The following is a 9575-nucleotide window of genomic DNA, read 5'->3' as shown; positions in this document are numbered from 1 at the left end:
GTCCCTCCCAATCTCTCTTAACAGTTAACAGTTAACCGTTAACCATTAACTCTATCTGTTCGTGTACGGAGCCTAGTTGGTAGAAACTGCCGCACAGTAACACGCGATCGCCCTCTTGCAGATCTATATCTCCCTCCGGCCATCGGATAAACTTCCCTTCTCGCTGGATGGCTTGTACCTCTACCCCGCACAAATTTGCTAAATCCAACTCAGAAAGCTTTTTGCCTCCCCAAGGGCTATTAGCTGCCACCGCTAGCCATTGGCAAGAGTTACCACCCTGGGGAAGTGCAACTTCGCCCCTGGCCAGTAGGTAAAAACTGGCAAGTTCTTCGGGTTCTCCTACCACCAAAACGCGATCGCTTCCCTGCAAGACTGTTTGACCATGAGGATAGTCAATTTCCTCCCCCAGATTCCGCACGATCGCCATTAAACTTACCCCAGTTAATTGCCGCAAGTTAGTTTCTTCCAGAGTCATACCCACCAAAGGAGAATCTTCCGGTAAGGAGAACCATTTGCTGTTCATATCTTTAACTGCGACTTTGAGTTCCCGCGAGACTTCGAGGGGCTGGCGATCGGGGCGGAACTCTAGATAGCGACTGCTACGGATTTGTTGAACTTCTCCTTCGATGGCGATCGCTGAGAGCCCCATTCCCTCTAGTAAGTGGGAAGATAGTTCTAAACTCGCTTCAAATTCTGGCTGCACCACCTCCAGCGCCCCCAATTGATACAGCAGTTCAATATCTTTATCTTGATTCGCTCGCACCACAATATCCAACTCTGGGGCTAACTCCAAGGCTCGTTTCAAGCTCAGGCGAGTGCTCATGGGGTCAGGAAGCGCGATCGCCATTGCCTTTGCCCGTTCTACTCCCGCAGCTTCCAGTACGTGCAAACTGCCCGCATTGCCGTAGATGTAAGGAATATTTTGCGCTCTACATTCTTGCACCCTGCTTTCTGACTGGTCAATCACTACTACAGGATAACCGTGACTTTGCATCAGCCGCACCAAATTGCGGCCTACCCGCCCATAGCCACAGATCACAACGTGATTTTGGGTCGGCAAATTTTCAGCGATTGCGGTTGGTTGAGAACTTTGGTCAAAATAAGGCTGCAACGGCTCGAATGTTTCCGCCCAGTTTAAAAGTTTCGGCACCATCCCCATCACAAAAGGGGTAATTACCAAAGTAACTGCCGTTGTTCCTGCAATTAACAAATACACCCGCCGCGAAACCAATCCCAAATTTTGTCCCGCACTGGCGAGTACAAACGAAAATTCACCGATTTGAGCCAGTCCCAAACCAACAATTAATGCCGTTTTTAAGGGATAGCCAAAAGACCTGACTATCGGCGTAATGATCGCAGATTTACAGACAAATACTATAAAAACTAGCCCCAGGATCAGTTCTAGATTGTTCCACAAAAATCTAGGATCGATTAACATTCCCACTGCTACAAAAAATAGAGAGGCAAAAATATCTCGCAGCGGCTCGACATAGGTCAAAGTCTGGTCAGCATACTCCACTTCTGAAATCATTAAGCCAGCAACAAAAGCTCCCATTTCAATCGAGAAACCCAATTGTTCTGTCAGTAGAGCAATACTTAAAGCTAAGACAACTACACCCAGCAAAAACAACTCCTTACTCTCAGTTTTAGCTAAGAAACGTAGCAAAGGCGGTATTACCAAAATGCCAACGATTATAGCCCCAAGCGCAAATAAGCTGATTCTCAGTAGAGCAGAAGCGATCGCCATCCCGATCGCTTCTGCGGGTTGATTGAGCGCCGGTAAAACTGCTAGCATCAGTCCCAGGGCTAGATCCTGGACTACTAATATCCCTAGCATCACCTGACCGTGAGGCGTGGCGGCTTCGTTGCGTTCCATTAAACACTTGAGCACTACGGCCGTTGAAGATAGGGAAAGTATTGCTCCTAAAAATACTCCCTGGGCTGGCGAATGCACCCACCCCATTCCTACCGAGACTAAGGTAGTGACAACGATCGTCAATACAATTTGTAGGCCGCCACCGCCGAGACTAATACCCTTGACGCGATTGAGTTCCGCGAAGGAAAATTCCACACCCAAAGCAAACAATAAAAAGGCAACGCCGAACTGAGCTAGAGTTTCTACCTGGATTAACTCTTTAATCAATCCCAGTCCGGTTGGCCCGACAACGATCCCCCCCAGAAGATAGCCAAGTAGTGGGGGTTGGCGCAAAAGTGACGCGAAGAGTCCTCCTGCCGCCGCCGCAGCGAGAACTAGAACTAAGTCAACGATCAGCCTGAAATCTTCTTGCACAACTTTATGAAAATTTTATAAAGTTATATTATAGTATCTTAATGAGTTGACAAAAGCTGACAATCAACTAAAATTGTAAACGATCGGAATTAGCAGTTTTTAATGGCATAAAATCCTGCAACTCGCAAAAAACTCTATTTATTACAAGTCAATCGGGGTAGATCTGCTTTATTTGTGACAAGTTTTCACGTCAGTAGCATAAATTAAGTAGAGTTGTAATCAACAATTTTTTCACTTGTTTAGAAAAAATATTGTTGACAAAGTGACTAAGTAGTGAATAAGTAGAATGGCCCAAATCAGATCGATCCTAGTTAAGAGCGAGAGCTAGTTCAGTTTCTATATAGTTAATGATGATGATCGAACGAGTGAATACCTGGAATCAGCCGCTTACTTCCCCCGTAACTGCAATCAGATTGGTGACCGGGAAAATTGCGGCGGTAGTAAGTGGAGTAGCAGTTGCCAGCGCGATCGCTTTGGCGACACCAGTACAAGCTTTGCAAGTGCTAGTAAAACCACCGAACCCGCAACTGGGTGATACCCTGTCGGTAGTTATCCAGGCAGATTCTAGCCAAGAAGCAAGTCCGACAGTTTCTGTTAAACAGAAGACTTACCAAGCATTTCCAATGGGGAACGGTAGATGGCGGGCGCTGCTACCTACGACCCCTTTAGATAGTGCTGGCCCAGTGCAAATCCAAGTTACCAGTGGTGGCGAGAGCAAAAATTTAACTGTACGGGTGCGCGATCGCTCTTTTCCCACTCAGTCGATTTGGCTTCCTCCCGGTAAAGATAGCGAAGGTACTGACCGCGAATTTGACCGGGTGGACGCATTTAAGGAACTCGTAACACCGCAGAAGTTCTGGAACGGGCCATTCCTAAGACCGAACGGCGGAGAAATTACTACCATTTATGGGGTAAGACGGTACTACAATGGAGTCTTTGCCAAAGATTATTACCATCGGGGTGTAGACTATGCTGGTGCTTACGGTTCTCCGATAGTAGCTGCGGCTGCTGGTCGCGTCGCTCTAGTGGGGCGTGAATCTGAAGGATTTCTGATTCACGGTAATGTCATCGGCATCGATCACGGTCAAGGGGTGGCGACTATCTATCTACACTTAAGTCGGATTAATGTCAAAGAGGGGGATGTTGTCAAAGCTGGTCAAGTAATTGGCGCTTTGGGGGCAACAGGAGCAGCTACGGGCCCTCACCTACATTGGGGGCTTTATGTAAATGGAGCCTCGGTCGATCCTGTTCCTTGGCGATATGAGGCGATTGAGTAACATTTTTGAGCGGTAAAATCCTGAAAATCTCTCGCATTAAGCTGAGAGGAGGAAAGGTAGCGGCAGGATTTATCCTACTGCCAGTGGATGATAGGATGAGACTACGAGTAGGAACAATCGCTTAGAATTCTTTTTTATTTAGGTAGGAGAGAAGCCATAAGTGTTGAGTTGCAATCTTGTGCGGGCGAGAATAGGGGGTACGATCGCAGATTTTGGCAATCATCCCAACATAAATTCTCTCTCACCTCACCCTAAATTCGAGGCGATCGCGCTCACAACCTGTGTTTTCACCAGCTCAAAAAATGTTTTCTACTCTCACCTTAAAAACTTAAACTCACAATTCTATTGATGATGCCGTCGAGCGGGGAAGCATTATGAGTATTGAAAAAATTGTCGAACAAGCTTTGCAAGACGGTTATTTAACGCCGTCGATGGAAGCAGAAGTGGGGCGGATCTGCAACACGGCCTCGGAACTTTCGATTGAAGAATATATGGCTCTCGATCGCCTGATGGGAGCTTTATTAACTGGGGAAGTTGTAGTTTTACCCCGCAAGCAGTTCATAAATGTGATGGAGGAATTGGTGCTTAGCGAGGCGATCGCGCGGGTAGCAGAAATTGAGGCGGCTAGCGAGGTGACTCTAGACGTAGGAGATATCGCTGCTTATGCCTTAAATAGGCTTCCTCCCCTTTATGCTACTACGGAGGAGGGCGCGCATTTCCAGCGGGCGAAGGCAAAAGAGCAACTTCAGGATTTGATTGCTGGTCAAGTTAACGAAGCGATCGCCCGTAACTTAGATCGACCAGACACTCCCAACCCAACAGCCTTGGGTAAATCTTCTGGAAACGAAGTCCTCTCCCAGCTAACTACGTGGCTACAAGCTAATGCCACCAATTTCGATCCTCAGCCTTTATAAAATTAGTTAATAGTTAACGGTTAACTGTTAACCGTTAACTATTAACTAATTGCTAGCTTCCTCTGAACCGTTCGGAGGGCTAACAACCGCTTTTTCTGCGCGTTTTTCGCGTTTCTTGCGATCTGCTTGCAGGACATCTGCAAGGACAATTCGCGCCTGTGCTATTTTTTCCAGATTGCTGCGGTATAGGTCTAAATCTTTAGTGACTTTTTCCTCTGGTAAGTGCAATGCTGCACAAACTTTAGCGATCGCCTGAACTCGCGCCTCTGGATCTTTTACTAAGTCAGGGTCTACTATTTCCAGCAGCGCAAACAAACCGATGGCAAATAAGCGGCTGTATTTAAATTTGGAGTTAGTCGCGATCGCAGTGATTGAGGCTTGCAAATCACCAGTATCTTCAAAGCTGGTCGATCCCTCCAGCCACGATAGCAAGTCCAAAATAGAAACGCGAGAAGCCAAACCTTCCAAACGTCTCGCATCCTGCTGATATCGCTGGGGATCGTCGCCCAAAGCCTGACAAAGCCCATTAAAAATCGAAACCTTATCCTGTTCTGGCAAATACCCTTGCATGAAGCGCTCAAAAGCTGTCACCACCCCCAAGGCGTAGATTGGGTTGTAGCGAAAATCGACGTTCACCGAAAGTAAGTGCATTTCTACCATTAACTCTTCCACTACACGACGATAGATAGAGTTAATAGGGCGAGTATGAATCGTGTAGAAACTTCGCTTTGTATCTGAGACAGTGCTGTTGTTATTCACCTGGTCTTCTAGCGGTCGAATTGCGCCGCAGCGGGGGTGCTGGGCGGTGTGAGGAAAGCCGGACTTTTTGTGCAGCGATCTTGCTGACAAATAGTTGCACGTTTTTCAAGGCTTTGCAGTCCCAACTAACGAGGCAAAACCTGGCAAATGGCGTTTTTCCAATTCGCTGATTTTGCCCACTCAGGAATCAAGCCCCACACTTTAGTAACGCCCTGCTTTGGAGGGTTTTGATACCGTCCCGACGGCGGCGTTACTGAGGTAATGCTTAATTTCTGCGATTGCGATTGGGCTACCTGTACTATCATACCTTAGCCGGGATCGCTAAATCATCTCAACTTCGGGCTGACTTACCTTTGTGGGATAAACACAACCCAGCTTTTTTGTCAAGATACAATTTCAGATTTCAAATCGATATGACACTTTCTGCTGAATTAACCGCTTTAGCTCGCTATATGGCAGGGGAATTCGACAATCGCACGCAAGCGATCGCCGATCCAGTTTGGTACGTCCACCTCCGCCTGTGGCAGCGACCATTCCCTATTTCCCTATTTTCTGAACCCAGCATCACCCTCTATGTCGAACAAGCCAACATTCTCAAACCAGACAAACCCTATCGACCTCGGATTGTACAACTGCGGCATTCACAGAGCGCACCAGAGCTTATAGAAGTTCAGTATTATATGCTCAAGGATATAGCAGCCTTGCAGGGAGCAGGTCAGAATCCTAATTTACTGAAGCAGCTAACACCAGAGCAAGTAGAACTCCTCCCCGGCTGCACTCTCACAGTTACTCGGCAAGATTTAACTTCAAACCGTTATCGGTTTCGCGCGTCCTTACCCCCTGAAACCCAGTGCTGCTTTACCTATGGCGGTCAAACTTATCAAATAGACCTCGGATTTGAGGCCTCGGCCGAAGAATTTCTTAGCTATGACAAAGGAATTGACCCTAAAACAGGCAAATCCATCTGGGGAGCTTTAATGGGCCCCTTCAGATTCGTTAAAAGCCAAGATTTTGCCTCAGAAGTAATCGGTTAAAGGCATGAAGAAGGAAGAAGGAAGAGGGAAGAAGGAAGAAGGGCAGGAATTTACCTTGGGGTGTTCCTGATACTCCTCATCTCCTGAGTTCCCGCAATCCTAAGCCTCCGATCTTTTCGCTCTAACTTGCGCGGGGTACGCCTTCTAGAGCTTCTTCTTCCGTTTCAAAAATTTCAAACACAGAATCCATCATGGTGACTTCAAACACCAGTTTGGCTTCTGGATGAACGTTGCAAATCCGAAAACTCCCCTTAACTTTATCGGCATCGCGCATTCCAGCCACCAGTGAAGTTAGGCCAGAGCTATCGATAAAGTTAACCTGACCTAGATTCACAACAACATGACGACTAAGTTTGGAAATACATTCCTGCAACTTGAGGCGGAATTGCCATGCGGTTGTGATGTCCAAGCGTCCAGTCGGTGCCAAGACGATAACTGTTGTACCGTCCTGAAGCGTATGGGTTTTTTGATCGATGTGAATCACTGACCCTTCCCTCGAGATTGTAGGTATTGCGGTGGTTGATTATCTCACAGTAGTTTAACTCAGAGCTGTGACTACACACCTATCCAATTAACCCAATCTTGGGGTTTCAAGAATGTCTCGTACAGTTCAGCTTCTGGAGTCTGAGGTTCCGGTTGATAGCCATACTCCCAGCGTACCAAAGGAGGTAACGACATGAGAATAGATTCGGTGCGACCGTTGGTTTGTAGACCGAAAATAGTTCCTCTATCGTAGACGAGGTTAAATTCGACGTAGCGGCCCCGGCGGTAGAGTTGGAAGTTCCGCTCGCGATCGCCATATTCCATCGATCGCCGACGCTCTACAATGGGCGAATAAGCTGGTAAAAAGGCGCGTCCGCATTCCTGTACAAAGGCAAACAAATCTTCCCAACTGCGGGGTTCTGGGATGCCAATTTGATTGCTGTAGTTAGCAGCAGGCCCTTTGGGGTCTGGGCCGCGATAGAGTTGGGTTTGACCGTCTTGGTAGTCAAAAAATAGACCGCCGACACCGCGCGTTTCTTGGCGGTGCTTGAGGTAAAAATATTCGTCACACCACAGCTTAAATGTGGGGTAATACTCAGGGTGGTGGCGATCGCAAGCCGCCTTCAAAGTCTGATGAAAATGAGCTGCATCTTCAGCAAAAGGATAATAGGGAGTCAAATCCGCACCCCCTCCAAACCACCAGACGTGGCCCGCCTCAAAATAGCGATAATTTAAATGCACAGTCGGGATATAAGGATTGCGGGGGTGCAAAACCATCGAAGTCCCAGTCGCGTAAAAACCTTTACCCGCCAATTCCGGGTACTGATGAAGAATCGAAGGCGGCAAAGTTTCGCCCCAAACCTCCGAAAAATTCACCCCACCTTGTTCAAAAACATCCCCTTGCGTCATCACGCGAGAACGTCCCCCACCCCCTTCCGGGCGTTCCCAGGATTCCTCTTTAAATTTGCCAATACCATCAAGGGCTTCTAAGCCTTGACAAATTTCGTCTTGTATGCCTTGCATAAACTGACTAACCCTACTTTTTGAGTCAGCAGGTAGTAGAGGCGCGGATGTAGGTGTTTTGGAAGTTGTAGAAACAGTCATAACAAATTCAAATGTAAGATTAGAGATTTTGCGATCGGCAAGGAATCCAAAATCTGGCGGTGATGTCATTATCCCACTCTAGACCAGCAGAGGGGCACAAAAAGATACATTAAGAAATAGCAACAAATATAGGATTTGCGTAACGCCGCCCTTCGGGGGGTATCCTCACCGCCCAGAGGGGGCATTACAAAGTGCCTAAGTCCTAAAACATATACATCAACAGCAGGATTTTAAAATTAACTGCTCAGATTTACAGCAAAGGTGGAAAAATAATGTCCGATCGGCTCGATATTAACTCAGTCTTAGAAATCCTTCGACCCGTCCAAGACCCCGAACTCGGCAAAAGTTTGGTGGAATTGAATATGATTCGCAACATCAAAATCGACGGGGGCAAAGTTAGTTTTACCTTAGTGCTGACCACCCCTGCTTGCCCTCTACGAGAGTTTATTGTTGAAGACTGTCAAAAAGCCGTCAAGCAGTTACCTGGAGTTGAAGGCGTAGAGGTGGAAGTCACGGCAGAAACCCCTAAACAGAAAGGAGTACCCGATCGCCAAGGCATTGAAGGTGTTAAAAATATCTTAGCTATTTCTAGCGGTAAAGGCGGCGTTGGTAAGAGTACGATCGCAGTCAATGTCGCCGTAGCATTGGCTCAATTAGGCGCTAAAGTAGGCTTACTAGATGCTGATATCTACGGCCCTAACGACCCAACAATGTTGGGTCTGGCAGAGGCTAAAGTCATGGTCACGAAAGGCCCCCAAGGAGACATTCTCGAACCGGCATTTAACTACGGCGTAAAGCTGGTTTCAATGGCCTTTTTGATTGACAAAGACCAGCCCGTAATTTGGCGCGGCCCGATGTTAAATGGTATTATCCGCCAATTTCTCTACCAAGTGCAGTGGGGAGATTTAGACTATTTGATTGTCGATATGCCTCCGGGGACTGGCGATGCCCAACTAACTATGGCACAAGCGGTACCAATGGCCGGTGCAGTGATTGTGACTACGCCCCAGACTGTCGCCTTGCTGGATTCTCGCAAAGGGTTAAAGATGTTTCAGCAGTTAGGCGTGCCCGTATTGGGGATTGTAGAAAATATGAGTTATTTTATTCCCCCAGATATGCCAGATAAACAATACGATATTTTTGGGTCTGGTGGCGGCGAGAAAACTGCTGCTGAGTTAGGCGTACCCCTATTGGGGCGCGTACCCTTGGAAATTCCTTTGCGGGAGGGTGGTGATGGAGGCGTGCCCATTGTAGTCGGACAACCCGATTCAGCTTCGGCGAAGGAGTTGAAAGCGATCGCGCAGCGCATTGCTGGTAAAGTTTCTGTAGCTGCCCTTGCTTAGAGAGTTTTGTAGGGGCGGTGCCCCCGTGCCCGCCCTGAATTTTAAGTATTTTACATAACTCAAAACTCTTCTAACTCCTAGTAAGCTAGAAATTGCCAACCTTACTATCAAAGAATTATGATTTTCCCCGGTTCAGCAGTTCGAGTTAAGGATATCGGCGAGATTTATTACGACTTTCAAGGACAAGTCCAGCGAGTCAGCGATGGCAAAGCTGCGGTACTTTTTGAAGGTGGAAATTGGGATAAGCTGATTACATTCCGGCTGTCGCAGTTAGAATCTGTGGATGCTACGGCTGGTCGTGCTAAAGGTAAATAACAAAGGTAATTGATAATTGGTAATTGGTAATTGGTAATTGGTAATTGGTAATTGGT

At 47.3% G+C, this 9575-nt stretch carries 9 protein-coding genes; 5 read left to right on the top strand and 4 right to left on the bottom strand.

Annotated elements, in window-relative coordinates; genetic code table 11:
* Positions 1 to 31 precede the first annotated feature (31 nt).
* Positions 32 to 2290 carry a cation:proton antiporter gene (locus OSCI_RS12910; RefSeq protein ID WP_007355408.1) on the bottom strand — a complete coding sequence of 753 codons (2259 nt, stop codon included), beginning with the start codon at positions 2288 to 2290 and terminating at the stop codon, positions 32 to 34.
* Between the two features lie 347 nt (positions 2291 to 2637).
* On the opposite strand from OSCI_RS12910, the gene OSCI_RS12905 reads away from it, so the two are divergent.
* Together OSCI_RS12905 and OSCI_RS12900 are read left to right on the top strand one after the other, a co-directional pair.
* Complete coding sequence (locus tag OSCI_RS12905; protein WP_007355407.1) at positions 2638 to 3567, top strand: M23 family metallopeptidase; 930 nt, start codon at positions 2638 to 2640, stop codon at positions 3565 to 3567.
* A gap of 374 nt (positions 3568 to 3941) precedes the next feature.
* Positions 3942 to 4481, top strand: coding sequence for a late competence development ComFB family protein (locus OSCI_RS12900; protein ID WP_007355406.1), 540 nt, complete (start codon positions 3942 to 3944; stop codon positions 4479 to 4481).
* Positions 4482 to 4526: 45 nt separating this feature from the next.
* Here the strand turns inward: OSCI_RS12900 and psb29 are convergent, their stop codons facing one another.
* Positions 4527 to 5240, bottom strand: coding sequence for a photosystem II biogenesis protein Psp29 (gene psb29 / locus OSCI_RS12895; RefSeq protein WP_071592476.1), 714 nt, complete (start codon positions 5238 to 5240; stop codon positions 4527 to 4529).
* 413 nt (positions 5241 to 5653) lie between these two features.
* Between psb29 and OSCI_RS12890 the strand changes: the two genes are divergently transcribed.
* Positions 5654 to 6274 (top strand): chromophore lyase CpcT/CpeT, encoded by a 621-nt coding sequence (locus OSCI_RS12890; protein WP_007355404.1) that lies wholly within the window; start codon positions 5654 to 5656, stop codon positions 6272 to 6274.
* A 121-nt stretch (positions 6275 to 6395) separates the two neighbouring features.
* Here OSCI_RS12890 and OSCI_RS12885 read toward each other — a convergent pair whose 3' ends face one another.
* Complete coding sequence (locus tag OSCI_RS12885) at positions 6396 to 6758, bottom strand: STAS domain-containing protein (RefSeq protein ID WP_006631392.1); 363 nt, start codon at positions 6756 to 6758, stop codon at positions 6396 to 6398.
* Positions 6759 to 6829: 71 nt separating this feature from the next.
* Complete coding sequence (gene hemF, locus OSCI_RS12880; protein ID WP_026103695.1) at positions 6830 to 7861, bottom strand: oxygen-dependent coproporphyrinogen oxidase; 1032 nt, start codon at positions 7859 to 7861, stop codon at positions 6830 to 6832.
* A gap of 272 nt (positions 7862 to 8133) precedes the next feature.
* On the opposite strand from hemF, the gene OSCI_RS12875 reads away from it, so the two are divergent.
* Complete coding sequence (locus OSCI_RS12875; RefSeq protein WP_007355402.1) at positions 8134 to 9204, top strand: Mrp/NBP35 family ATP-binding protein; 1071 nt, start codon at positions 8134 to 8136, stop codon at positions 9202 to 9204.
* A gap of 117 nt (positions 9205 to 9321) precedes the next feature.
* Positions 9322 to 9519 (top strand): NAD(P)H dehydrogenase subunit NdhS, encoded by a 198-nt coding sequence (locus tag OSCI_RS12870; RefSeq protein WP_007355401.1) that lies wholly within the window; start codon positions 9322 to 9324, stop codon positions 9517 to 9519.
* Positions 9520 to 9575 lie beyond the last annotated feature (56 nt).

The organism is Kamptonema sp. PCC 6506 (assembly GCF_000180455.1).
GTDB classification, from domain to species: domain Bacteria; phylum Cyanobacteriota; class Cyanobacteriia; order Cyanobacteriales; family Microcoleaceae; genus Kamptonema; species Kamptonema formosum.
Note: the sequence above shows the minus strand (reverse complement) of the source record. Positions and strands in the feature narration are given on the sequence as shown.